This window comes from Phycicoccus avicenniae (genome assembly GCF_050496545.1).
Lineage (GTDB): Bacteria > Actinomycetota > Actinomycetes > Actinomycetales > Dermatophilaceae > Phycicoccus > Phycicoccus avicenniae_A.
This window is the reverse complement of record NZ_JBNVZV010000015.1, coordinates 77,587-101,447: the sequence shown is the minus strand read 5'-3', so window position 1 is coordinate 101,447 and position 23,861 is coordinate 77,587. Positions and strand designations below refer to the sequence as shown.

The following is a 23,861-nucleotide window of genomic DNA, read 5'->3' as shown; positions in this document are numbered from 1 at the left end:
CCCGCCAGCGCTCGGACGGGGCCTCGCGCGCGGCGTCCTCGCCCAGCCGCATCGCCCAGCGGCCGTCCCCCGCGGCCCACGCGTGGCCCGCGCCGCGCAGCAGCCGGTCGGCGGCCCGGGCGGGGTCGGGGGTGATGGCGGCTGCTCGTTCGAGGCCGGCGGCGGCCTCACCCGGGGCCCCTCGGCCGGCGGCGACCGCCGCGACCTCCTCGAGCGCCGACGCCAGGGACTCGTCGGGCCCGGCGGCGGCCGCGGCGAGGTGGTGGGCGCGCTCGTCGGTCCGGCCCGGGGGCAGGGCGTCGGCGACGGCTGCGTGGAGCAGGCGGCGGTCCTGCGGGTCCAGGCCGGAGTACACGGCTGACCCGACGAGCGGGTGCGACGGCTCGACCGTCCCGCCCTCGAGCGTGACCAGCCCCGCCCGCTCGGCCCGGGCCAGGGCATCGCCCGGCAGGCCGAGGTCGGCGGCGGCCGCGGCCACCACGGCGGCGGAGCCCCCGGCCAGGGCGGCGAGGGCCACGACGAGGCGCACCGCCACGCCCTCCGCGCGGGCCCGCTCGGAGAAGACCTCGACGAGGTCACGGGGCAGGGGGACCGGGTCCCCGGCCGCGAGCCGGGCCCAGGCGTCCGGTCGCCGCACGAGCTCGGAGACGGCGAGCGGGTTGCCACCGGTCGCGGCCCGGGCCCGGACGGCCACCTCCGGCGATGTGGGGTTCCCGAGGTCGGCGAGCAGGGCGGCCACCTCGTCGGCCGCGAGCCCGCCGAGAGCCAGCTCGGGGAACCCCGAGGAGGTCCACGGCCCCGGCTCGTCGGGGCGCACCGCCGCCAGGACGAGCACCGGGTCGTCGGCGAGCCGGCGCGCCGCGAAGGCCAGCGCGCGGGAGGAGGCGGCGTCGAGCAGGTGGGCGTCGTCGAGCAGCACGACGAGCGGCCGGGTCTCGGCGCGGCGGGCCAGCACCCCGAGGGTCGCGGCACCCACGGCGAAGGGCGGGGGGACGTCCCCCTCGACGAGCGCGAGCGCGGCCCCGAGCGCGTGCCCCTGGGGCTCGGGGAGGGCGGCCAGCTCGGCCGCCGGGTCACCGACCACGAGGCCGAGGGCGGCGTAGGGGACCTCCCGCTCGGCGAGCGTGCCGACCACCCGGACGAGCGTGGCCCCACCGGCCAGCGCGGCCGCCTCGCGGAGCAGCGTCGACTTGCCGACCCCGGCCTCCCCGACGAGCACCAGCGTCCCGCCGCGCCCCAGCCGCGCGGCGGCGAGCAGCCCGCCCACCGTGCGCAGCTCGGCCTCGCGCCCGACGACCATCGCCTCAGTGTAGGAACCCCGGGGTCATCACCAGGGTGCCTCCCTGATGCGGGCCGACGGCCCCGGGCGCGACCGTCGAGGGCATCGACCCCGGCGGCCAGAGCCGGGATCATGGACGGGAGGACATCCCATGGCACACAGCCAGACCACGACGGTGGACACCGACACGCTCATGTCGTTCGTCTTCCGGGCCGTCGACGAGGTGGGAGCGGCGCTCAACTGCGCGCTCGTCGTCATGGGCGACCGGCTCGGGTACTACCGGACGATGGCCGAGACCGGCCCGCTGACGCCCGACGAGCTCGCCCGCAGCACCGGCACCGCCGAGCCCTACGCCCGCGAGTGGCTCAACGCCCAGGCCGCCGGCGCCTTCGTCACCTACGAGCCGGCCGACGGCACCTACGGCCTCCCGCCCGAGCACGTCGTCGCGCTGACCGACGAGACGAGCCCGGCCTTCCTGCCCGGCTTCTTCCAGATCGCCCACGGCACGGTCCGCGACGCCGACCGGGTGCTCGCCGTCGCCCCGGACGGTGACGGGGTGGGCTGGCACGACCACAACACCGACGTCCACGACGGCTGCGAGCGCTTCTTCCGGCCGGGCTACAACGCCCACCTCGTCGCGGAGTGGCTGCCGGCCGTCGACGGGCTCGTCGACCGGCTGACCGCCGGGGCCAGCGTCGCCGACATCGGCTGTGGGCACGGGGCCTCGACGGTCCTCATGGCGCAGGCCTTCCCGGCCTCGCGGTTCACCGGCTCCGACTACCACCGGGCGTCCATCGACACGGCCAGGCAACGGGCGGCCGATGCCGGTGTCGCGGAACGGGTCTCGTTCGAGGTCGCTGCGGCCACGTCGTTCGGAGGCTCGGGCTACGACCTCGTGACGACCTTCGACGCCCTGCACGACATGGGCGACCCGGTCGGCGCGGCCACAAGGGTGCGCGAGGCGCTGCGCGAGGACGGCGTGTGGCTGCTCGTCGAACCGGCCGCCGGCGACCGCGTCGAGGACAACCTCAACCCCGTCGGCCGGGCGTACTACGGGTTCTCCACGCTGCTCTGCACCCCGGCGTCGCTGTCCCAGCCGGTCGGGGCGGCCCTCGGCACCCAGGCCGGGCCCGCGCGCATCCGCGACGTCACGCTCGCCGCCGGGTTCCGGACCTTCCGGCTCGCCGCCTCGACGCCGTTCAACAACGTCTTCGAGGTCCGTCCGTGAGCTGGCCGGCCTGGACCCGTCCGGTGGCCGAGGGGGACGCCGTCCGCGACGGCGTCCGCCTGCGGTGGACCGTGCACGGGTCCGGGCCGGCGACCGTCGTGCTGCTGCCGACCTGGTCGATCGTCCGGTCGCGGATGTGGAAGGCGCAGGTGCCGCACCTCGCCCGGCACCACCGGGTGCTGACCTTCGACGGGCGCGGGAGCGGCGACTCCGACCGTCCGGCCGGGGCCGCGGCGTACGCCAACGACGAGTACGCCGCCGACGTCGTCGCGGTGATGGACGCCGCCGGGGTCGGGGAGGCGGTGCTCGTCGGCCTCTCCAGCGGTGCGGCGTGGGCGGCGCAGGTGGCGGCGGAGCATCCGGACCGGGTCCTCGGCGTCGTCGCCTTCGGGCCGCCCGGTGGCAGCTGGAGCCCGCAGGCGCACCACGAGGTCGGCACGTTCGCCGACCTCCCGACCCGGACCGACGGGTGGTCGGCGTACAACCGGCACCACTGGCTGGGTGGCGGGTACGACGACTTCGTCGACTTCTTCTTCGCCGAGATGTACAGCGAGCCGCACTCGACGCGGCAGCGCGAGGAGTCGGCCGGGTGGGCGCACGAGGTCGGGCCACAGGTCCTCGCCGACGCCACCTCGGGGCGGCTGGGGCTCGACGGCGCCGCGCTCACCGACCTCGCGGCGGTCCTCGACCGGGTCCGCTGCCCGGTGCTCGTCGTCCACGGCACCGACGACCGGGTCCGGGGGGTCGGCGACGGCGAGGCGTTCGCGCAGCGCACGGGCGGTTCGCTGCTCCTCGTCGAGGGGGCGGGCCACGGCATCCCGGCCCGCGACCCGGTGCTCGCCACCCACGAGATCGACCGGTTCGTCCGGCGGGTCGGTGGGACCGACGCCCCGGAGCCGGTCCGCCACCGCTCCCGGGCACTGCACCGGCCCCGGCAGGTCCTGGTGCTCTCCTCCCCCATCGGCCTGGGGCATGCGCGCCGCGACCTCGCCGTCGTGCGAGCACTCCGCGCCCAGCGCCCGGACCTGCGCGTGCGCTGGCTGGCCCAGGACCCGGTGACGCGCGTCCTCGAGCAGGCCGGCGAGGAGGTGCACCCGGCCTCGGCCTGGCTGGCGTCGGAGTCGGCGCACGTCGAGGCCGAGTGCGGCGAGCACGACCTCGACGCCTTCGAGGCGATCCGCCGGATGGACGACGTCCTGGTCACCAACTTCCTCGTCCTCGACGAGGTGCTGCGGGAGGAGTCCGTCGACCTCGTCGTCGGCGACGAGGCCTGGGAGACCGACCACTTCCTCCACGAGAACCCCGAGCTCAAGCGCGGCGCGTTCACCTGGCTGACCGACTTCGTCGGCTGGCTGCCGATGCCGGCCGGCGGCGAGCGGCAGGCGCTGCTCACGGCCGACTACAACGCCGAGATGCTCGAGCACCGCGCGCGCTTCCCGTGGGTGCGCGACCGCTCGGTGTTCGTCGGCTCGCCGGACGACGTCGTCGCCGGCACGTTCGGGCCCGACCTGCCGGACATCCGCGGGTGGACCGAGCGCGAGTTCGACTTCGCCGGCTACGTCACCGGGTTCGCGCCGCCGACCGAGGAGGAGCGGGCGCGGCTGCGGGCCGGGCTGGGCTTCGGCGACGACGAGACGGTCTGCGTCGTCGCTGTCGGGGGGACGGCCGTCGGGGCGGGGCTGCTGCGCAGGGTGCTGGCCGCCGTCCCGGCGTGCCGCCGGGCCCGGCCGGACCTGCGCTTCGTCGTCGTCGCCGGGCCGCGCATCGACCCGCTGTCGCTGCCGCCGACCGCGGGGGCCGAGGTGCTGGGGTTCGTCCCCGACCTGTGGCGCCACCTCGCGGCGTGCGACGTGGCCGTCGTCCAGGGCGGGTTGACCACGTGCATGGAGCTCACCGCGTGCCGGACGCCGTTCCTCTACGTCCCGCTGCGCAACCACTTCGAGCAGAACCACCACGTGCGCCACCGACTGGAGCGCTACGGGGCCGGGACGCACCTGCCGTACGTGGAGCTCGTCGCGCCGGACGCCTTCGCGGCGGCGCTGCTCGACACCCTCACCCGGCCGGTGACGTCCTCGCCGGTGGAGACAGACGGGGCCGAGCGGGCGGCATCCCTCCTCCTCGACCTGCTCTGACACGCGGCGAGGGGCCGGGCCCCGTGCGGGACCCGGCCCCTCGGCCGGTGGTGGAGCGGTGTCAGGCCTGCGCGGGCGCGGGCTCCGAGGTCTGGACGTCGGGGTCGATGTCGTCGCCGCCGATCGCGAGGTCCTTGCTCTTGGAGTACGCGACGGCCGCGACGACGATGACGACGGCCACGCCGGCGATGCCGTAGCGGATCGGGGCCGAGGCGCTGCCCCCGATCGTCAGGGTGACGATGGCCGGGGCGATGAGCACCGACACCAGGTTCATCACCTTGATGAGCGGGTTGATCGCCGGGCCGGCGGTGTCCTTGAACGGGTCGCCGACGGTGTCGCCGATGACCGTGGCCGCGTGGGCGTCCGAGCCCTTGCCGCCGTGCTGGCCGTCCTCGACGATCTTCTTCGCGTTGTCCCACGCGCCACCGGAGTTGGCGAGGAAGACGGCCATGAGCGCGCCGGCGCCGATGGCTCCGGCGAGGAAGCCGGCGAGCGCGCCGATGCCGAGGCCGAAGCCGACCGCGACCGGGGTGAGCGCTGCGAGGAGACCCGGCGTCGCGAGCTCGCGGAGCGAGTCACGGGTGCAGATGTCGACGACCTTGCCGTACTCCGGCTTGGCCGTGCCCTCCATGATCCCGGGGATCTCACGGAACTGGCGACGCACCTCGAAGACGATGGCGCCGGCCGCGCGGGTGACGGCGTTGATGGCCAGGCCCGAGAAGAGGAAGACGACCGCGGCACCGAGGATGAGGCCGACGAGCGTGTTCGGCGAGACGACCTGGAGGTCGAAGAGCGACTGCACGTACTTGCTCGGGTTCTCGGTGACCTCGCCGCTGGCGAGGATCTTCTGGAGCTCGGTCTGCCAGGCGTCGCTGTAGGAGCCGAAGAGCGCGGTCGCCGCGAGGACGGCGGTCGCGATCGCGATGCCCTTGGTGATCGCCTTGGTCGTGTTGCCCACCGCGTCGAGCTCGGTGAGGATCTGCGCGCCCTCGCCGTCGACGTCGCCGGACATCTCGGCGATGCCCTGGGCGTTGTCCGAGACCGGGCCGAAGGTGTCCATCGCGACGATGACGCCGACGGTGGTGAGCAGGCCGCAGCCGGCGAGCGCGATGAGGAAGAGCGCGAGCGCGGTGGAGCCGCCGCCGAGGAGGAAGGCCAGGTAGACCGCGCCACCGATGATGGCCGCGGTGTAGACGGCCGACTCGAGGCCGACGCCGATGCCCGAGAGCACGACGGTGGCCGCGCCGGTGAGCGAGGTGCGCGCGACGTCCATCGTCGGGCGCTTGTCGGTGCCGGTGAAGTGGCCGGTCAGCCAGAGGATGATGCCGGCGAGGACGATGCCGATGACGACGGCGAGGATCGCGATGACGCGCGGGTCGCTGCCGAGCTGCGCGATCTCCTGCTGGGCCTCGGTCAGCTGCGCACCGCTCGCGTAGAGCCCGGCGAAGGTGTCGGGGAGGTAGACGAAGGCGGCGACGGCCGAGAGGACGGCCGAGATGGCCGCGGCGATGTAGAAGCCGCGGTTGATGGCGCTCAGCGGGTTCTCGCCCGGGCGGGCCTTGGTGATGAAGACGCCGAGCAGTGCGGTGAGCGCGCCGATCGCCGGGATGATCAGCGGGAAGACGAGGCCGTAGGTGCCGAAGGCGACCGAGCCGAGGATCAGCGCCGCGACGAGCATGACGGCGTAGGACTCGAAGAGGTCGGCAGCCATGCCGGCGCAGTCGCCGACGTTGTCGCCCACGTTGTCGGCGATGGTCGCCGCGTTGCGCGGGTCGTCCTCGGGGATGCCCGCCTCGACCTTGCCGACGAGGTCGGCGCCGACGTCGGCGGCCTTGGTGAAGATGCCACCGCCGACGCGCATGAACATCGCGAGGAGGGCGGCACCGAAGCCGAAGCCCTCGAGGACCTTCGGGGCGTCACCCTTGTAGAGGAGGACGACGACGGAGGCGCCGAGCAGGCCGAGCCCGACGGTCGCCATCCCGACGACGCCGCCGGTGCGGAAGGCGATCTTCATGCCGGCGTCGCGGCCGCCCTCGTGGCGGGCGGCGGACGCGACGCGGACGTTGGCCTTGACCGCCAGGCTCATGCCGAGGTAGCCGATGGCCGCCGAGAACAGCGCGCCGAGGACGAAGAAGCCCGAGCGCCCGAACCGGACGGCCTGGTCGTCCGCCGGAAGCAGGAGCAGGAGGAAGAAGACGAGGACGACGAAGACGCTGAGCGTGCGGAACTGGCGCCGGAGGTAGGCCTGCGCCCCCTCCTCGACGGCAGCGCCGATCTCCTGCATCTTCTCGGTGCCCGGGTCGGCCGCGAGGACCTGCCCGCGGAACACGAAGCCCATGACGAGCGCCACGAGGGCGATCACCGCGACCGTGATGACCAGGGTCAGGTTCGTCCCGGTCAGGTCCAGGGCTCCCGACTCGGCGTTCGCGAGTGCGAGGGGTGCCATTCCATCCTCCTTGACGGCGTCGTCCGTCCCCGGGCGCAGTCAGCACCGATGGCAGGGACGGTCGGGGTGGACTGTACCGGGGACCCGGCGCGCCCCGCCCGCCCGGGTCGGCGTGACGCGGTTCACACCGCGACGGAGTCTCTCCCGGTCAGCGACCCGGGGGTGCGCGCGGGGAGGAGAGCGGCCTCAGGCCGCGAGCGCGTCCTGGAGGGTGTCGTGGATGCCGAACACCTTGTCGAGGCCGGTGATGCGGAAGACCCGCAGGATGCGCTCGCTGGAGCAGACGATGCGCAGCCAGCCGGAGTCGTTGCGGACGAGCTTGAGCCGGCCGACGAGCACCCCCAGGCCGGTGGAGTCGAGGAAGGTCACGGTGTCGAGGTCGACGACGAGCCGCACGTGGCCGTCGGCGATCTCCTGGTCGAGCGTCTGGCGCAGCTGGGCGGCGGTGTAGACGTCGACCTCCCCCTCGACGGTGACGACGCTGACGTCGTCGTGGTGGGACGTCGTGACGGAGAGCTCCACGCGTCTGGCTCCTCGGGTGGTGCGGTCATCGGCTCGGACGGTCACCGGCGTGGGCCGTCGGGACCAAGGATTACCGTAACCGCCGTGTCCAGCCCAGCGCAGCACCTCTCCCGCATCACCCGCGGGGCGCGCTCGGAGCGGCTGCTCCACGTCGAGGTGGTCCCGGCGCGCCCGGCCCGGCTCGCCGAGTGGCCCGAGGCGGTCGAGCCACCGGTGCTGGCGGCGCTGCTCGGCGCCGGGATCGAGCGGCCGTGGAGCCACCAGCGCGAGGCCGTGGACCTGGCGTTCGCCGGGCAGCACGTCGTCCTCGCCACCGGCACCGCCTCCGGGAAGAGCCTGGGCTACCTCGTGCCGGCGCTCAGCGCGGTCGTCGGCGCCGCGGGGCGCGGTGGGCTGCGCCGGCCGACCGCCCTCTACCTGTCCCCCACGAAGGCCCTGGCCGCGGACCAGCTGGCGCGCATCGAGGCCCTCGCCGTGCCCGGCGTGCGCGCGGCGACCTACGACGGCGACACCCCGCCCGACGAGCGGCGGTGGGTGCGTGAGCACGCGGACGTCGTGCTCACCAACCCCGACCTGCTGCACCACTCGCTGCTGCCGGGCCACGAGCGCTGGTCGGGCTTCCTCCGCGGGCTGCAGTACGTCGTGGTCGACGAGTGCCACGTCTACCGGGGGGTGTTCGGCGCCCACCTCTCGGCCGTGCTGCGGCGGCTGCGCCGGGTGGCCGGGCGGTACGGCGCGACACCGACGTTCGTGCTCGCGTCGGCGACGGTCAGCGACCCGGCCGGCCACGCCTCGCGGCTCACCGGCCTGCCGGTCCGGGCCGTGACGACCGACGGCTCGCCGCGCGGCGCGATGACGTTCGCCCTCTGGGAGCCGGCGACCGGGGCGGACGGCGAGCGACGGTCCGCCACCACCGAGGCCGCCGAGCTGCTCGCCGACCTCGTCGAGGACGGGGTGCAGACCGTGGCCTTCGCCCGCAGCCGGGCCGGCGCCGAGGCGCTGGCGACCGGGGCCCGGCGCCGGCTGGAGGTCTCCGACCCGGAGGCGGCGCGCACCGTGGCCGCCTACCGCGGCGGGTACCTGCCGCAGGACCGGCGGCTGCTCGAGCGCGGGCTGCGGGCCGGCGACATCCGGGGGCTCGCGGCCACCAACGCCCTCGAGCTCGGGGTGGACGTCAGCGGTCTCGACGCCGTGCTGCTCGCCGGCTGGCCGGGGCGACGGGCCAGCCTGTGGCAGCAGGCCGGCCGGGCCGGGCGCTCCGGCGAGGACTCGCTGGCGGTCCTCGTGGCGGCCGACGACCCGCTGGACGCCTACCTCGTCCGCCACCCCGAGGCGATCTTCGGTGCGCCCGTGGAGACCACGGTGGTCGACCCCGAGAACCCCCACGTGCTCGCACCCCACCTCGCGGCGGCCGCCGCCGAGCTGCCGATCGGTGACGCCGACCTCGCGCTGTTCGGCCCCGGGACCCGCCGGCTGCTCGACGTGCTCGTCGCGAGCGGCATCCTGCGCAGGCGCCCGACGGGGTGGTTCTGGGCCCGCGAGGACCGGCCGGCCGAGCACATCTCGCTGCGCGGTGCGAGCGAGGTGGTGGCGATCGTCGAGACCCGGACCGGACGCGTCGTCGGGACGGTCGACGAGGCGGCCGCCCACTCCCAGGTGCACACCGGGGCGGTCCACCTGCACCAGGGCGACACGTGGGTGGTCACCGACCTCGACCTGGAGCAGCGCGCGGCCCACGCGGTGCGCGGCGACCCCGGCTGGTCGACCCACGCGCAGTCGGTGAGCCGCTTCGACATCCTCGGCACGGACCGCGTCACCGACCGGGCGCGGGTGGCCACGGCCTTCGGGTCGGTGCGGGTCACGAGCAAGGTCACGGCGTTCACCCGGCGGCTCCCGAGCGGCGAGGTGATCGGGCAGCACGCCCTCGACCTGCCCGAGCGCTCGCTGACGACGAAGGCCGTCTGGTGGACCGTCGCCCCCGAGGTGCTGGTGGCCGCCGGCGTGGCCGAGCCCGACGTGCCGGGCGCCCTCCACGCCGCCGAGCACGCCGCGATCGGGATGCTCCCGCTCGTGGCCACCTCGGACCGCTGGGACGTCGGCGGGGTCTCGACCGCGCTCCACCCCGACACCGGCCTGCCGACCGTCATGGTCTTCGACGGCTACCCGGGCGGCGCGGGCTTCGCGGAGCGCGCCTTCGAGGCCTTCGAGGAGTGGGTCCGGGCCACCCGGGACGCGGTGCTCGGATGCCCCTGCCGCACCGGGTGCCCGGCGTGCGTGCAGTCCCCGAAGTGCGGCAACGGCAACGAGCCGCTGGACAAGGCCGGGGCCGTGGTGGTGCTCGAGCTGGCCCTGGCCCGCACCGGGTGAAGGCCGGTCCGCCGACCTCGATGACCTGCGGCGAGCCCGGCGGGGAGCGCGGGCGTCTGCGGTGGTCGCGCGGGGGGTAGCCTGCGGCGCATGGTCCTCCTCGGCGTCGTCCTCGTCCTCCTCGCCCTCGGTGTCGGCGCCGCGCTCGTCCTCGGTGCGGTGCGCCTCGAGGACCCGGTGTCGATGAACCTCCTCGGAGGCACCATCGACCTGCCGCCCGTCGTCTTCCTCGTGAGCGGCATGGTCGTCATCTCGGTGTTCTGGCTCGGCTGGGTCGTCCTGCGCTCGGGCGTCAAGCGCGGCCACCGTCGCCGGGTCGACGCCCGCGAGAGCGAGAAGGCCGCCGAGCAGGAGCGGCTGCTCGAGCAGAAGCGCCTCAAGGAGGAGCTGGCCACCCGCGAGCGGCTCCTCGAGGAGGAGCGCGCCCGCCACGAGAGCGAGACCGCCGCGCTGCGCCAGCAGGCCGACGAGCGGGTGGCCGAGCAGCACGTCTCGACCGAGACCGCCCGCCGACGGGCCGAGGTCGCCGAGACGCGGGCCGAGACGCCCGACCCCGGCGCCGAGCCCCGCCGCTGACCCCTCGGGGAGCGCCGGCCCCCCGCCCGCCGCTGACCCCTCCCCCTGCACCGAGCCCCCGCCCAGCGCTGGCCCCTCGGGGAGCACCGGGCCCCCGTCCACAACCGGGCCGGCCCGCGCCCGGGCCGTCACCGAGACCGGGAGCCCCGGCCACCACGACACGTTGCGCCGGGCGACCCTGACCTCGACGGTCACCGCGCCCGAGACCTCGGGCGTGCAGGACGCCAGCCGCGCCCCGTTGGCGAGGGCGGTGGCCGACGCCGCCGCACAGTCCGGGGCGCCCCCACGCACGAGCGGCACCGCCGCCGCGAGTGCGGAGAGGTCGGCAGCGCCCCGCGCCGCTCGGGCGTCACGGACGGCCGCCGCCACCAGGAGCGACCCGCCGAGCACCACGACGACCACGGCGAGGGCGCCGACGACGAGGACCGTGCCGCTTCCCCGCTCCGCGCGCGCCGCCGGACTCGCGGGCGTCACGGCACGTCCTCGCGGCGGGCCACCGCATGGGCCTCGGGGGCCCAGCCGACGCCCAGCGCACCGAGCACGGCCGGCCCGTCCGACCGGACCTCGACGCGCACGTCCCGCCCATCGACGACGAGCTCGGCCCGCGCGCCCTGTGGGGCGAGCGAGAGGGCCGCGGCCCGCGCCCGGTCCGCCGGCTCGCCCCGGGCCAGGAGCCGGGCCCCCTGCTGCGCGGCGTCGAGGCAGCGCACGCGGTCGATGCCCAGCCGCAGCGCCCCGAGGGCGAGCGTCAGCACGAGGAGGAGCGCCGGGATGGCCACCGCCAGCTCGGCGGTGGCCATCCCCCGTTCGTCACGGGATGGCCGCCGAGCGGTCACGTGCCGAGCGCCCCGACGATGATGTTCGTCAGCGCGGTCTTGACCGGGCCGGAGCGCACGACGAGCAGCAGCAGGGCCGCGAAGGCCACGGCGGCCACCGTGCCGACCGCGTACTCGGCAGTGGTCATCCCCTCCTCGCCGCGTCGGCGCCAGCGCCGGGCCGCAGCGCGGGCGTGGACGAGAACGCTTCTGCGGGAGCCGGTTCGTCGGGTCATGGGGTCCTCCTGGGTGTCGGGGACGCGGGTCCGCGTCCGTCGGGACCACTCTCGGCACACGGGCCGCCGGGCGGCAGGGGTGGAGGCGGATCTGTGGACGGCGGCGACCCGAGGAGCCGCCTGTGGACGACCGGACGGGCGTCACCGGAGCGACCCGAGCAGCAGGAGCACGACGGGCACGACCGTGGTCGCGACGAACCCCGGCAGGAAGCACAACCCCAGCGGAAGGACCAGGAGCACCCCGGCGCGGTGCACGGCGGACTCGACCCGACGGGCCTCGGCCAGACGCATCCGGTCGGCCGCGGCCTCCACGAGCCCGGCCGGGGCAGCACCCGCGGCGAGCGCGGCATGCCACGCCGCCGCGGCCGGCGCCCATCCGGGACCCACCCGGTCCCAGGCGCGGTCCGAGGACTCGCCCCAGCGATGGGCCGCCGCGACGACGGCCAGCTCGCGGCCGGCCGGCCCGGGGTCCAACGCGGACACCGCCTCGAGGCACTCGAGCGCGCCGGCACCCCCGCGCAGCGCGGCGGCCAGGAGGGTGAGGGCCCCCGCGGCGTCGGCGACGGTGGCCGACCGGCCGTCCCCGGCCGCGGCCCCGGGACGAGCGGGCACCGGGAGCCCGCGGCGCGGCGCGACGAGCACCGCGACGGCCACCAGCATCCCTACCGCGAGCATCACGGACTGCCGTCGGTGCGTGCGGGCCGCAGCGACCGCCGGACGAGCCGGCGCCCCCACGCCCAGCCCGCCACGGTGAGCAGCACCCCGAGGACCGCCGCCGCGCGGGCCGGCACCGAGCCGTAGAGCGCGCTCGGGGAGACCCCGAGGAGCAGCCCGACGAACGGCCCTGCGAGCGGGAGGGCGGTGAGCAGGGCCATCGACGCGCGCGGCCCGGCCAGGGCCGCCCCGACCCGCTCGCGCGCGGCCACGCGTCCCCGGATGGCCGCGGCCGCCCCGGCCGTGGTGCGCGACGCGGCCACACCGGCGTCCTCCGACAGCCGCCACGCCCGCCCCAGCACCTCGAGGTCGGCGCGGTGCGCGCGCGCGACGTCCGGCGGGGGCTCGGCGAGGCAGCCGGCCACGCCCGAGCCGTCGACCGCCGCGGGGGCGAGCCGCTCGGCGAGCCACGGCGCGCCGGCACGAACGGCCGGGCTCCCGGCCGCCACCGCGGCTGCGCCGCCCAGGCCCAGCCCGGCTCGCAGGCCGACGGCCGTGAGCTCGGCGAGCTCGGCGACCCACTCCGGCTCGCCCCGGCGGCCCGGACCGGCTCGACGCAGACCCCACCCCGACCATCCGGACCGGGCTCCTCGGGGGAACGCCGGGAGGGCCGCCCCCACCGGATCCGGATCGGGCGCCCCGGGTGGCCAGAGGACCACGGCCGCGACCAGCAGCAGCACGACGAGCGTCACGACGTCGCGCCCGGTGCGGCGGGTGCGCTGGGTGCATCGGGTCGGTCGGCCACGAGCGCCGAGAGGTCACTCCACGCCGGCCCCGGTTCGGGACCGGTCGGGGTGTCCCGGAGGGCGGTCCGCACGGTCGTGAACCCGTCGTTCCCGGGCCGGAGGACTCCCACCCGCTGGACCCGGCGGCCGAGGTGGTCCCGCCCCACGTGCACCACGACGTCGAGCGCTCCGCGCAGCTGGGCGTGGACGGCCTCCCGGGACATCCCGGCGAGCGCGCCCAGGGCCTCCAGGCGGGCGGGGACCTCCTCCGGGCCGTTGGCGTGCAGGGTGCAGGCGCCCCCCTCGTGGCCCGTGTTGAGGGCGGCCAACAGCTCGCGCACTTCCGCCCCTCGCACCTCCCCCACGACGAGCCGGTCCGGCCGCATCCGCAGCGCCTGCCGGACGAGCACCGCCATCACGACCTCACCGGCTCCCTCGACGTTGGCCCCTCGCCCCTGGAGGCGGACGACGTGGGGGTGGTCGGGGTCGAGCTCGCGGACGTCCTCGACGAGGACGAGGCGCTCATCGGCGGCGGACTCGGCGAGGAGCGCCCCGAGGACGGTGGTCTTGCCCGCCCCGGTGCCGCCGGTGACGAGCAGGCTGCGCCGGCGCCGCACGAGTGCCCTCAGCACCTCCCCCGTCGCGGGGCTGGCCCCGCCCGCAGCAACGAGCGCGTCGACCCCCGACATCCGACGCCTCGCCACCCGGAGGCTGAGGTGCGGGCCGCCCTCGACGAGCGGCGGCAGGACGGCGTGCAGGCGCACACCCCCGGGGAGCAGTCCGTCGACCCACGGTTGCGCGTCGTCGAGGCGGCGCCCGGCCAGACCCGCGAGCCGGACCGCGAGCGGCCTCAGCTCGGCCGACGGGACGGGCTGCCCCACCCGCTCCACCCCTCGGCCCCGGTCGACCCAGGTGCTGCCGTCACCGTTCACGAGGACGTCGGTGACCTCGGGGTCGGCGACGAGCGGAGCCAGCGGCCCGAGACCGACGAGCCGGTCGGTGAGGGCGGCCGCGGCGACGTCGCGACCCGCACGGCCCAGCGTCGGTACCTGCTCGTCGGCGACGCGCCCGATGCGGACACCGTCCGGACCCCTTCCCGCCCGGATGGAGCGCTCGACCGCGGGCAGCGCCGGGTGCCCGGTCACGACGCCTTCGCCCGTCCCGACCCGGTGAGCGCCACCTCGACCACGCGGTCGGCGCAGCGTCGGACGGCGTCGGTGCCCGACCCCGGCCAGACGCCGCGTTCTGCTTGGCGCCCGACGTGGGGGTCGTCGGGCAGGTGGTGGAGGTGGGTGACGCCCAGGTGCGCGACGACGTCGTCGAGCACGCCGGCGCTCGGCCGGGGCCCGCGGGTGACCAGCCGCAGGTCGGGCGGGCCGGCCGGACCGGCTGCCTCGTCGTCCGCCGTGAGCCGGTCCACGAGGGCGTCGCAGTCGGCGAGGGCGCGCGTGCGCAGCCCGGTGAGGAGGACGACGAGCGGGGCGTGGGCGAGCACCTGCGGCAGCAGCGCGGAGGGCCCCGGGAGGTCGAGGACCACCGGATCGCCGGCCGCGACCAGGGAGTCGAGGACGTCCGCGACCGCGGAGGTCGGTACCTCCGGCTGCGGGCTCCCCGCCGACAGGACACGGCATCCGTCCTCGACGGGGAGGGCGGGCAGCAGCAGCGGTGGCGGGACGGGACCGCGCACCTCGACCAGGGAGCGCCAGCGGCGGCCGGTGAGGTGCTCGACCCCGGCCGTGACGTCGAGGCCGCCCCGGGTCAGGTCGAGGTCGACGACGGTGGCGGCCGGGCCGGAGGCGGCCAGCCGGCGCCCCACGGCGAGGGCGAGGGTGCTGGCCCCCAGCCCGCCGGAGGCCCCGACGACGGCGACGATCGGTGTGGTCATGGCCCGACCCTGCGCGCTCTCCCGGAGGCGACGACAGGGGCCCGGTGCGATCTGTGGACGACGGAGGCCGAAGGAGCCGCCTGTGGACGACGGGGTCCCCGTGACCCGGGTCGTGGATGGGTGTTCCGGGTCCGGACATGGGACGGCCCCGGTCGGGGGCGGGGTCCCCGCGACCCGGGGCGTGGATGGGTGTTCTGGGTCCGGACATGGGACGGCCCCGGTCGGGGGGACAACCGGGGCCGTCGGCGAGCCGAGCTCCGGGGGGGAGAAGCCGGTTCGCCGGTCGCTCTACCCCGAAGGGGAGCGAGTGGGTCAATCGTGTCCCATCGATGCCCCTCCGCGCAAGCCCGACGCCAACAGTGTCGAAAACATTCTGAAAACGTCCTCAGACCGACGGATTCCGTCGTCTTGAGTCGACAGTTGAAGGCTTGACCACCGCAGGAGCCTCCACGCGCGGTCACACGCCGGGGTCGCGCGTCCGACCACGGACCACCGCTGCCCACGGCGCGGGGGCGACGACGCCCCCGCCGGGCGCGGCGGGGGCGTCGTCCTGCCGCGGCGCTCCGGGCGACCAGGCGTGCTCCATGCCGTCGTCGCACTGGGTCCAGCCCAGCACGATCGGTCCATCAGTGGACTGCCCGCGCGTGGGTACCCGTCGTCCCGCGGTAGGTCTGTCGCGAGGGTCTCGCGGCCCTCCCCACCGTTGTACTCCTCCGCGCGCCCGGCGACAACCGGTGCGCGCGACCCGCCGGGTGCGCTACCCGAGCCGGCCCGCGAGCACGGCGTCGGCGACCGCGGCGCCCTGGTCGGCGGCGGCGCGGACGGCGGTGCAGCAGTGCGAGACCCACAGCCCGACCCCCGCCGCATCACCGCGCCCGTACGCGGCGAGCGCCCCGACATACGGCGCGCTCCCCCCGGCTCCGTGCCCGGCCTCGGTCACCGCGACGCCCGTCGGGTCGAGCCCGCCGGCCTGCACGACCGCCCGGTCCAGGGCGCGGGCGACGACGGTGTTGCCCCGCACGAACGGCCGCACGGTCGCGAGCTCGGCGTGCACGACGGCGGCGGCGACGACCACCGGCAGCCCCGGCAGCGCGACCAGCACGTCGGCGAGCCCTCGCAGCCGCTCCGCGACGACGGCGGCCGACGGCGCCGGCCCGAGGTCGCCCAGCTCGGCGCACCCCTCCCCCTCGACGCGCGGACGACCCAGCGCGTCGTCGGCCACCAGCCCCGCGGCGGCCACGGTGTGCAGCCGCGCCAGCGCCTGCAGCGGCGCACGCACGACGAGCTCGCGGACCCGCTCGGACTCGGCCGTCGCCCCGACGACCCCCCGGACGACCCGCTCGACCGGGTCCGGCGACACCGACCACGTCGCCGCGCCGCGCATCACGTCCCGGACGGCGTCGACCGGCATCGAGGCACCCTCGAGCTCGGCGCTCGCGACCGCCCCGCGCACCCGCGACTCGGCCGCGGCCTCGGGGATGCGGCGCCGCAGCGCCTGGTGCCAGCGCAGCCGGGTGCACGCCTCGCGCGCCGCCTCGACCTGCTCGGGAAGACCCGGGAGCTCGGCGAGGCGGGTGACCGCCAGGACGGCCGGGGAGGGGGCGGAGGGCATCCGCGAAGCCTAGCCAGCGGGCGTGACGAGTCCCTGCGCGGGCACACGGATGCCGGCGAGCTGGCGGGAGCGGGCGACGAGCCGGCCGGTGGAGTCCCAGACGTCGGCGTCCTCGATGTAGAGCGAGCCGGCGACGGCATCGACGTGCAGGGCCACCTGCAGCCACCCGGCGGCCGGCCGGCCGAGCACCTGGCCGCTGAGCTCGTGGGTGGGCGCCCAGCCGGCGACGCCTAGGTCGAAGGCCACCGGCATGAGGCAGTCCACGACGAACGGGAGCATCGTGACGTCGGGCTCGCGGCCGTCGGCCATCCGCACCCAGGCGCGCAGCACGCCCCGACCGGTCGGCCGCCCGACGGCGAACCCGGCGGTCGCGGGGTCGACGCGCAGGTCGAGGCGGTCGAGGAGGGCGATGGCCGAAGCCATCTCGCCGCCGTCCCGCCGGGCCGGTACGCACTGCTCCGGAGCCGGCATCGGGGGCGGCTGCGGCGAGCGGTGAACCGGCTCGGTGGACACCGAGGCGTCGCCGAGCACGGCCGTCAGCCGGGTCCGCTCGACCGGTCCGTCGGGCCCGTCCTGCAGCATCCGCACGACGCCCGTGGAGACCGTGCGGCCCGACCGCAGCGCCTCGGTCCGGACCTCGACCGGGCCGGGCTGGGCGGCGGACAGGAACACCGAGCTCCACGTGAGGACGTCGGGATGCCCCGCCGGCGCGAACGTCTCGGCGAGCGCCCGGGCCCCCAGGGCCATCAGCACCCCACCGTTGACGGCGGCGCCGATCACCCATCCCTCGCCGAGCGTCGCCGAGGCGACCGCCTCGCCACCCCCGACCACCGCGGGCCCGTCGGCCCACCGCAGTGCCACTGCCTCGTCGAGCTCGCCCACCGTGTCCGACCGCCTTCCACGTCCTGCGGCGCTCTGCCGCACCGTGTCCCGGTGAGCCTAGGGTGTGCCCCATGACGGGCAGCATCCACTGGCCCACCGCGGTGCTCGTCGCGGTGACGATGCTGCTGCTCTGGCTCGCGGTCACGCTCCTCCGGCGCAGCCGCCGCCGCGGCTTCATCTCCGAGACCGACCGCGCCACGTACGCCACGCTGCACACGGCCTCGCTCGCCTCCCGCCACCTCGGCGACGGCCTCACCCCCGAGGCCGCCGAGCGCGCCGGCCGCCACCTGCTCTCCATCCTCGGCGCCCACGCGGTCTCCATCGCGACCCCGGGAAGCGTGCTCTCCTGGACCGGGACCGGTGAGCACCACCGCTCGCTCGCCGTGCCGCTCGGCGAACGCACGCTGGAGACCGGTCGCACGGTCGCCCACGGCGCGGAGGTGATCTCCTGCTCCGACCCCGACTGCCCCGTACGGATGGCCGTCACGGCGCCGCTGGTCTCCGACGAGCTGGTCATCGGCACCCTCACGGCGTGGACCGAGCACTCCTCCCCCGGACTGACCCGCGCCACCGAGGAGGTCGCGGCGTGGGTGTCGAGCCAGCTGGCCCTCGCCGAGCTGGCCCGCACCCGCAACCAGGTCGTCGAGGCAGAGCTGCGGGCGCTGCGCGCGCAGATCAGCCCGCACTTCATCTACAACAGCCTCGCCGCGATCGCCTCGTTCGTGCGCACCGACCCCGACCGCGCCCGCGAGCTGCTGCTCGACTTCGCCGACTTCACCCGGTACGCCCTGCGCACCGGCGGCACCTTCACCACCCTCGCCGAGGAGCTGCGCAACGTCGAGCGCTACCTCGTGCTCGAGCAGGCACGCTTCGGGGACCGGCTGAGCGTCTCGCTGCTCGTGGCCCCCGAGGTGCTGCCGGTCTCGCTGCCGTACCTCGCGGTGCAGCCCCTCGTCGAGAACGCGGTGCGCCACGGCCTCGCGAGCAAGGAGGGCACGGGGCACGTCAGCATCACCGCCACCGACCTCGGGGCCGAGGCGGAGATCGCCATCGAGGACGACGGTGTCGGTACCGACCCCGAGCGCGTTCGCACGATCCTCGACGGCGCCCGCGCCACCGACTCGGTGGGCCTGGGCAACGTCGACGCCCGGCTGCGCCAGGTGTACGGCGACGAGTTCGGCCTCGTCGTCGAGACCGCTCCCGGGGCTGGCACGAAGGTGACGTTCCGGGTGCCCAAGTTCGCGCCCGGCGTCCATGCACAACCCTGAGCCCGGGCCGTAGGCTGCGCGGCATGCCCACCGCGCAGGGGATGGTCGTGCTCGTCGTCGACGACGAGGTGCCCGCCCTGTCCGAGCTGGGCTACCTCCTCGACCGCGACGACCGCGTCGGCGAGGTCCTCACCGCCTCCAGCGGCACCGATGCCCTGCGCCTCCTCGACGCCCGCGACGTCGACGTCGTCTTCAGCGACATCTCGATGCCGGGCCTCGACGGGATGGCCCTGGCGCGGGTCATCTCGCGCTTCGCGGTCCGCCCGCAGGTCGTGTTCGTCACCGCCCACGAGCGGCACGCCGTCGACGCCTTCGCCCTCGACGTCACCGACTACGTGATGAAGCCGGTGCGCGAGGACCGCATCGCCGAGGCCGTCCGCCGGGTCGTCGAGCAGCGCGAGCGCAGTGGTGCGCGTCCGTCGCCCGATGACCCGCCCGCGGAGGCACCGATCGAGGACGAGACGATCCCCGTCGAGCTCGGCGGCGTCACCCGCTTCATCACGCGCAACCAGATCCGGTACGCGCAGGCGCACGGCGACTACGCGCGGCTGCACACCGACACCGGCTCGCACCTCGTACGCGTACCGCTCAGCGTGCTCGAGGAGCGGTGGGCCGAGCACGGGTTCGTCCGCATCCACCGCAGCACGCTGGTCGCGCTGCCCCACGTCCGCGAGGTGCGGATGGACCACGGCCGCTGCTCGGTGCTCGTCGGCGGCGTCGAGCTCCAGGTGAGCCGCCGGCACACCAAGGAGCTCCGCGACACCCTGCTGCGCCGCCCGCTCGGCGAGCGCCGCCTCGGCAGCTGACGTCGTGAGCACGCCTCCGCCGGAACGGGTCCGGGTCACCAGCTCGCGGCGCGGCGCCGTCCCGCACCGGGCCCGGCCGGCCGCCCGCGACATCGACGAGCAGACCGAGCTCGGTGACGTCTACCTCGTCGGCCTGATGCGCGCCCAGCTGCGGCTGTCGCTGGCCATCCTCGCGCTGATGGTCGTCGGCCTCGCGGCGCTGCCGGTGGTGCTCGCCCTCGTGCCGGCCACGCGGTCGACGACCCTGTTCGGCATCCCGTTCCCGTGGCTCGTCCTCGGCGTCGCCGTGTACCCGGCGGCCTGGGTCCTCGCCCGCTGGTACACCCGGCAGAGCGAGCGCATCGAGTCCGACTTCGCCGACGTGGTCGACGAGCCGTGAGCCACCCCCTGTCCCTCGCCGCCGTGGTGCTGGTCTGCCTGACCACGCTGGCCGTCGGCGGCCTCGGGCTGCGCCTCAGCCGGCGCACGAGCGACTTCTACGTCGCCGGGCGCACCGTCTCGCCCCGGCTGAACGCCTCGGCCATCGGTGGCGAGTACCTCTCCGCCGCAAGCTTCCTCGGCGTCGCCGGCCTCGTGTACGGGGTCGGCGTCGACATGCTGTGGCTGCCCGTCGGCTACACGCTCGGCTACCTCGTGCTCCTCGTGATGGTCGCCGCCCCGATGCGTCGCTCCGGCGCCTACACGCTGCCCGACTTCGCCGAGGCCCGGCTGGGCTCGCGCTCCATCCGGCTCGTCTCCTCGCTGCTCGTGGTCGCCATCGGCTGGCTCTACCTCGTGCCGCAGTTCCAGGGCGCGAGCCTGACCCTCACGCTCGTCACCGGGGCCCCGTCCTGGGTCGGCGGGCTGGTGGTCATGGTCGTCATCGCGGCAGCGGTCGGGGCCGGCGGCATGCGCTCGATCACCTTCGTCCAGGCGGTCCAGTACTGGGTCAAGCTCACCGCGCTCGCGGTGCCGGCCTGCATCCTGCTCTTCCTGTGGTTCCGCAGCGGGCACCCGGCACCGTCGGTGCCGGCGGAGTGGAACATCCCGTTGCAGCCCACCGGAGCCGGCGACCACCCGACCTACCGCACGGCCTCGACGGTGCTCGCGCTCTGCCTCGGGACGATGGGCCTCCCCCACGTCCTCGTCCGCTACTACACGAACCCCGACGGCATCGGCGCGCGCCGCACCACCGTCACCGTCATCGCCCTCCTCGGCGTGTTCTACCTGCTGCCCCCGGTGTACGGCGCCCTCGGCCGGGTCGCCTTCCCCGAGCTGCCCCCGGGCGTGCGCTCGGACTCCCTGGTGCTCCGGCTGCCCGGCGAGATGCTCGGTGGCCTCGGCGGCGACCTGCTGACCGCGATGCTCGCCGGCGGCGCCTTCGCCGCCTTCCTCTCCACCGCCTCGGGCCTGGCGATGTCCGTGACGGGCGTGCTCGACCAGGAGGTGCTGCGGCCCCGGCTGGCCCGCTACACCGGCGGCGACGCCCCCGGGGTGCGGGGGTTCCGGTACGCCGCGGTCGCGGCGGTCGTCATCCCGTACGTGCTGAGCCGGGTCACCGAGCCGCTGGGCGTCGCGACCACCGTGGGGCTCGCCTTCGCCGTCGCGGCCGCGACGTTCGCGCCGCTCATCATCCTCGGCGTGTGGTGGCGCCGGCTGTCGACCGCGGGCGCGATGGCCGGGCTGCTCGTCGGCGGGCTCGCGACGGGGCTGTCGCTGGGAGCCACCGCCGTCCGGGGCGACCTCGACGGCTGGCCGGCCGCCCTCCTCGCGAACCCCGCGCTGTGGGCGGTGCCGCTGGCCTTCTTCGTCGCCGTCGTCGTGTCGCTGGCGACGCCCGGGCGCATCCCGCCCTCGACCACGCGCACGCTCGTGCGGCTGCACACTCCGGAGCGGGTCCGGTTGGCGCGCAGCCGCGCCCGCGACTGAGCGACCCTCAGGCCACGGCGTCGCGGCCGGCGACGAAGGCCTCGACGCAGCGCCGCACGTCCTCCTCGGAGTGCGCCGCCGAGAGCTGGACCCGGATGCGTGCCTTGCCGCGCGGCACGACGGGGAAGCTGAAGGCGATGACGTAGACGCCGTTCGCGAGCATGTGGTCGGCGATCTGGGTGGCCTGCCGGGCGCCGTCCTCGCCGGGGAACATCACCGGGACGATCGGGTGGCTGCCGGGCAGCAGGTCGAAGCCGGCCTCCTCCATCAGCTCACGGAAGAGGGATGCGTTGCGCCGCAACGCCTCCCGGCCGTCACTGGAGGAGGCCACGAGGTCGAGCGCGGCGAGCGAGCCGGCGACCACGGCGGGCGCGACGGAGTTGGAGAACAGGTACGGGCGCGAGCGCTGGCGCAGCAGGTCGACGACCTCTTGGTGGCTCGCGACGTACCCGCCGGACGCGCCGCCGAGCGCCTTGCCGAGCGTCCCGGTGACGATGTCGACGCGGTCGCGCACGCCGAAGAGCTCGGGGGTGCCGCCGCCGTTCTCGCCGACGAAGCCGACCGCGTGGCTGTCGTCGACGAGGACCATCGCGCCGAACTCGTCGGCGAGGTCGCAGATCTCGTCGAGCGGCGCGTAGGAGCCGTCCATCGAGAACACGCCGTCGGTGACGACGCACGTCCGTCGGGCCCCGGCCCCACGGGCGGCCTCGAGCTGCGCGCGCAGGTCCGCCATGTCCGCGTTCTTGTACCGGTACCGCGCGGCCTTCGAGAGCCGCACGCCGTCGATGATCGAGGCGTGGTTGAGCTCGTCGGAGACGATGGCGTCCTCGGCGCCGAAGAGCACCTCGAAGACACCGCCGTTGGCGTCGAAGCACGACGAGTAGAGGATTGTCGCCTCGGTGCCGAGGAACTCCGAGAGCCGGCGCTCGAGCGCGGTGTGCTGGGTCTGGGTGCCGCAGATGAAGCGGACCGAGGCCATCCCGAAGCCCCAGGTGTCGAGGGCGTCCTTCGAGGCGCCGACGACGTCCGGGTGGTCGGCGAGGCCGAGGTAGTTGTTGGCGCAGAAGTTCAGCGACTCCCCGCCGGTCGTGCCCACGTGCGCCGACTGCGGCGTGGTGATCTCGCGCTCGCGCTTGTACAGCCCGGCGTCCTCGATCTCTCGCAGCGTCGCCTGCAGCTGGTCCTTCACAGCGCCGTACACGGGGGCTCCTGACGTCGTCGGGGTGGGCGGGGCGTCGGGATGGCCGACCGAGCCAGCCTAGGCCCGTACGACCCACCACCTGGAGTCGAGTGCGTTCGCGGTGGTCCCGGCAGCCGTTTGCGCACTCGACCCGGGAGAGGAGGGGGTCGCGGCCCGGTCAGCTCCAGTCGAGGACGACCTTGCCGCCGGTACCCGAGCGGGTCTCGGCGAACGCCGCCTCCCACTCCTCGGCGGGGTACCGGCCGGTGACCACCGACGACACCGCCGTGCGCAGCCGCTCGGACGTCGCGAGCATCGAACCCATGAGGTACCAGGTCTCGAACATCTCGCGGCCGTAGATGCCGCGCAGCGTGATCATGTGCGTGATGACGCGGCCCCAGTCGATGGCGTAGCGGTCCTTCGGCAGGCCGAGCAGCGCGACCTTCCCGCCGTGGTTCATGTTGTCGAGCATCTCCTCGACCGCGACCGGCGAGCCGGACATCTCCAGCCCGATGTCGAAGCCCTCGAGCATCCCCAGCTCCGCCTGGGCCGCCCGCAGCGAGCCACCCCGCCCGACGTTCACCCCGAGGTCGGCGCCCGCGGCCTCGGCGAGCGCGAGCCGCTCGTCGGACAGGTCCGTGACGACGATGCGCCGCGCACCGGCGTGCCGGGCGACGGCGGTGGCCATCACGCCGATCGGGCCGGCCCCCGTGACGACGACGTCCTCGCCGACGACCGGCCACTGCAGGGCCGTGTGCACGGCGTTGCCGAGCGGGTCGAAGAGCGCGCCGAGGTCGGGGTCGAGGTCGGCCGGCTGCACCCAGGCGTTGGTCGCCGGGATGACGACGAAGTCGGCGAACGCGCCGTCGCGGTTGACCCCCACGCCCACGGTGTTGATGCACAGGTGCCGGCGCCCGGCGCGGCAGTTGCGGCAGGTGCCGCAGACGAGGTGACCCTCGCCCGACACCCGGTCGCCGACGGCCACGTGGTCGACGTCGGCCCCCACCTCGACGACCTCGCCGAAGAACTCGTGGCCGAGGGTCATCGGCACCTGCACGGTGGCCGCGGCCCACTCGTCCCACTGCTCGAGGTGCAGGTCGGTGCCGCACAGCCCCGCCCGCAGGACACGGATCTTGACGTCCTTCGGACCGCACTCGGGCTCCGGCACGTCGACCAGCGACAGACCCGGACCGGCGGAGACCTTCCTCAGCGCACGCACGGCGCCCATCATGCCGGGGCCGCCGTTCGTCGCACCACGGGCCCCGCTCGGCGCACTGTGA

Annotated in this window: 22 protein-coding genes and 1 pseudogene; 8 read left to right on the top strand and 15 right to left on the bottom strand. The window is 75.7% G+C overall.

From position 1 onward, the window contains the following. The coding region (locus ACQZ2A_RS13740; RefSeq protein WP_430212018.1) for an AAA family ATPase at positions 1-1,300 on the bottom strand (1,300 nt) is incomplete at its 3' end. Positions 1,301-1,430: 130 nt separating this feature from the next. Here ACQZ2A_RS13740 and ACQZ2A_RS13735 point away from each other — a divergent pair. Both ACQZ2A_RS13735 and ACQZ2A_RS13730 read left to right on the top strand, forming a co-directional pair. Continuing rightward, positions 1,431-2,507, top strand: a complete 1,077-nt coding sequence (locus ACQZ2A_RS13735; protein ID WP_430212016.1) for a class I SAM-dependent methyltransferase — start codon at positions 1,431-1,433, stop codon at positions 2,505-2,507. Next, positions 2,504-4,639 carry an alpha/beta fold hydrolase gene (locus ACQZ2A_RS13730; RefSeq protein WP_430212013.1) on the top strand — a complete coding sequence of 712 codons (2,136 nt, stop codon included), beginning with the start codon at positions 2,504-2,506 and terminating at the stop codon, positions 4,637-4,639. The genes ACQZ2A_RS13735 and ACQZ2A_RS13730 overlap by 4 nt, the downstream gene beginning before the upstream one ends. Before the next feature lie 61 nt (positions 4,640-4,700). On the opposite strand, the gene ACQZ2A_RS13725 is transcribed toward ACQZ2A_RS13730, so the two are convergent. Together ACQZ2A_RS13725 and ACQZ2A_RS13720 are read right to left on the bottom strand one after the other, a co-directional pair. After that, on the bottom strand, positions 4,701-7,085 hold the full coding sequence (locus ACQZ2A_RS13725; protein ID WP_430212010.1) for a sodium-translocating pyrophosphatase: 2,385 nt from the start codon (positions 7,083-7,085) through the stop codon (positions 4,701-4,703). A gap of 186 nt (positions 7,086-7,271) precedes the next feature. Next, positions 7,272-7,607, bottom strand: a complete 336-nt coding sequence (locus ACQZ2A_RS13720; protein WP_430212027.1) for an STAS domain-containing protein — start codon at positions 7,605-7,607, stop codon at positions 7,272-7,274. An 84-nt stretch (positions 7,608-7,691) separates the two neighbouring features. Between ACQZ2A_RS13720 and ACQZ2A_RS13715 the strand changes: the two genes are divergently transcribed. Then, a complete protein-coding gene (locus ACQZ2A_RS13715; protein ID WP_430212007.1) occupies positions 7,692-9,974 on the top strand; it encodes a DEAD/DEAH box helicase in 2,283 nt (760 codons plus the stop codon). 90 nt (positions 9,975-10,064) lie between these two features. Continuing rightward, positions 10,065-10,550, top strand: coding sequence for a hypothetical protein (locus ACQZ2A_RS13710; protein ID WP_430212005.1), 486 nt, complete (start codon positions 10,065-10,067; stop codon positions 10,548-10,550). A 117-nt stretch (positions 10,551-10,667) separates the two neighbouring features. Here the strand turns inward: ACQZ2A_RS13710 and ACQZ2A_RS13705 are convergent. The 10 genes and pseudogenes from ACQZ2A_RS13705 to ACQZ2A_RS13660 all read right to left on the bottom strand — a co-directional run. Next, positions 10,668-11,024: pseudogene (locus ACQZ2A_RS13705) on the bottom strand (Rv3654c family TadE-like protein); the annotation flags it as partial. Continuing rightward, complete coding sequence (locus tag ACQZ2A_RS13700; RefSeq protein ID WP_430212002.1) at positions 11,021-11,350, bottom strand: TadE family type IV pilus minor pilin; 330 nt, start codon at positions 11,348-11,350, stop codon at positions 11,021-11,023. The gene ACQZ2A_RS13700 and the pseudogene ACQZ2A_RS13705, both read right to left, overlap by 4 nt. A 32-nt stretch (positions 11,351-11,382) precedes the next feature. After that, the gene (locus tag ACQZ2A_RS13695; protein ID WP_430211999.1) at positions 11,383-11,601 is read right to left on the bottom strand and encodes a DUF4244 domain-containing protein; all 219 of its coding nucleotides are present in this window, start codon (positions 11,599-11,601) and stop codon (positions 11,383-11,385) included. A 141-nt stretch (positions 11,602-11,742) separates the two neighbouring features. Further along, positions 11,743-12,276: a type II secretion system F family protein gene (locus ACQZ2A_RS13690; RefSeq protein ID WP_430212024.1), complete on the bottom strand. Its 534-nt coding sequence runs from the start codon at positions 12,274-12,276 to the stop codon at positions 11,743-11,745. Further along, positions 12,276-13,007 carry a hypothetical protein gene (locus tag ACQZ2A_RS13685; RefSeq protein WP_430211997.1) on the bottom strand — a complete coding sequence of 244 codons (732 nt, stop codon included), beginning with the start codon at positions 13,005-13,007 and terminating at the stop codon, positions 12,276-12,278. Before ACQZ2A_RS13685 ends, ACQZ2A_RS13690 begins: the two co-directional genes overlap by 1 nt. Beyond that, positions 13,004-14,185, bottom strand: a complete 1,182-nt coding sequence (locus ACQZ2A_RS13680; RefSeq protein ID WP_430211995.1) for a TadA family conjugal transfer-associated ATPase — start codon at positions 14,183-14,185, stop codon at positions 13,004-13,006. The genes ACQZ2A_RS13685 and ACQZ2A_RS13680 overlap by 4 nt, the downstream gene beginning before the upstream one ends. Further along, positions 14,182-14,925 carry a hypothetical protein gene (locus ACQZ2A_RS13675; protein WP_430211992.1) on the bottom strand — a complete coding sequence of 248 codons (744 nt, stop codon included), beginning with the start codon at positions 14,923-14,925 and terminating at the stop codon, positions 14,182-14,184. Before ACQZ2A_RS13675 ends, ACQZ2A_RS13680 begins: the two co-directional genes overlap by 4 nt. A gap of 457 nt (positions 14,926-15,382) precedes the next feature. Further along, positions 15,383-15,541, bottom strand: a complete 159-nt coding sequence (locus tag ACQZ2A_RS13670) for a hypothetical protein (RefSeq protein ID WP_430211990.1) — start codon at positions 15,539-15,541, stop codon at positions 15,383-15,385. 141 nt (positions 15,542-15,682) lie between these two features. Then, positions 15,683-16,537 carry a hypothetical protein gene (locus ACQZ2A_RS13665; RefSeq protein WP_430211987.1) on the bottom strand — a complete coding sequence of 285 codons (855 nt, stop codon included), beginning with the start codon at positions 16,535-16,537 and terminating at the stop codon, positions 15,683-15,685. 9 nt (positions 16,538-16,546) lie between these two features. Then, a complete protein-coding gene (locus ACQZ2A_RS13660) occupies positions 16,547-17,419 on the bottom strand; it encodes a thioesterase family protein (protein ID WP_430211985.1) in 873 nt (290 codons plus the stop codon). 71 nt (positions 17,420-17,490) lie between these two features. Between ACQZ2A_RS13660 and ACQZ2A_RS13655 the strand changes: the two genes are divergently transcribed. Genes ACQZ2A_RS13655 through ACQZ2A_RS13640 form a run of 4 tightly spaced genes read left to right on the top strand, consistent with a single transcriptional unit; the run spans position 17,491 to position 21,401 of the window. Beyond that, positions 17,491-18,687 carry a sensor histidine kinase gene (locus ACQZ2A_RS13655; protein ID WP_430211982.1) on the top strand — a complete coding sequence of 399 codons (1,197 nt, stop codon included), beginning with the start codon at positions 17,491-17,493 and terminating at the stop codon, positions 18,685-18,687. A gap of 23 nt (positions 18,688-18,710) precedes the next feature. Beyond that, positions 18,711-19,493 (top strand): LytR/AlgR family response regulator transcription factor, encoded by a 783-nt coding sequence (locus tag ACQZ2A_RS13650; RefSeq protein ID WP_430211979.1) that lies wholly within the window; start codon positions 18,711-18,713, stop codon positions 19,491-19,493. A gap of 4 nt (positions 19,494-19,497) precedes the next feature. Continuing rightward, positions 19,498-19,872 carry a hypothetical protein gene (locus ACQZ2A_RS13645; RefSeq protein ID WP_430211976.1) on the top strand — a complete coding sequence of 125 codons (375 nt, stop codon included), beginning with the start codon at positions 19,498-19,500 and terminating at the stop codon, positions 19,870-19,872. Next, positions 19,869-21,401 carry a cation acetate symporter gene (locus tag ACQZ2A_RS13640; RefSeq protein WP_430211974.1) on the top strand — a complete coding sequence of 511 codons (1,533 nt, stop codon included), beginning with the start codon at positions 19,869-19,871 and terminating at the stop codon, positions 21,399-21,401. Before ACQZ2A_RS13645 ends, ACQZ2A_RS13640 begins: the two co-directional genes overlap by 4 nt. A 7-nt stretch (positions 21,402-21,408) precedes the next feature. Here ACQZ2A_RS13640 and ACQZ2A_RS13635 read toward each other — a convergent pair whose 3' ends face one another. Further along, on the bottom strand, positions 21,409-22,602 hold the full coding sequence (locus ACQZ2A_RS13635) for a glycine C-acetyltransferase (RefSeq protein ID WP_430211971.1): 1,194 nt from the start codon (positions 22,600-22,602) through the stop codon (positions 21,409-21,411). A 157-nt stretch (positions 22,603-22,759) separates the two neighbouring features. Beyond that, positions 22,760-23,800: an L-threonine 3-dehydrogenase gene (tdh, locus tag ACQZ2A_RS13630; RefSeq protein WP_430211968.1), complete on the bottom strand. Its 1,041-nt coding sequence runs from the start codon at positions 23,798-23,800 to the stop codon at positions 22,760-22,762. Positions 23,801-23,861 lie beyond the last annotated feature (61 nt).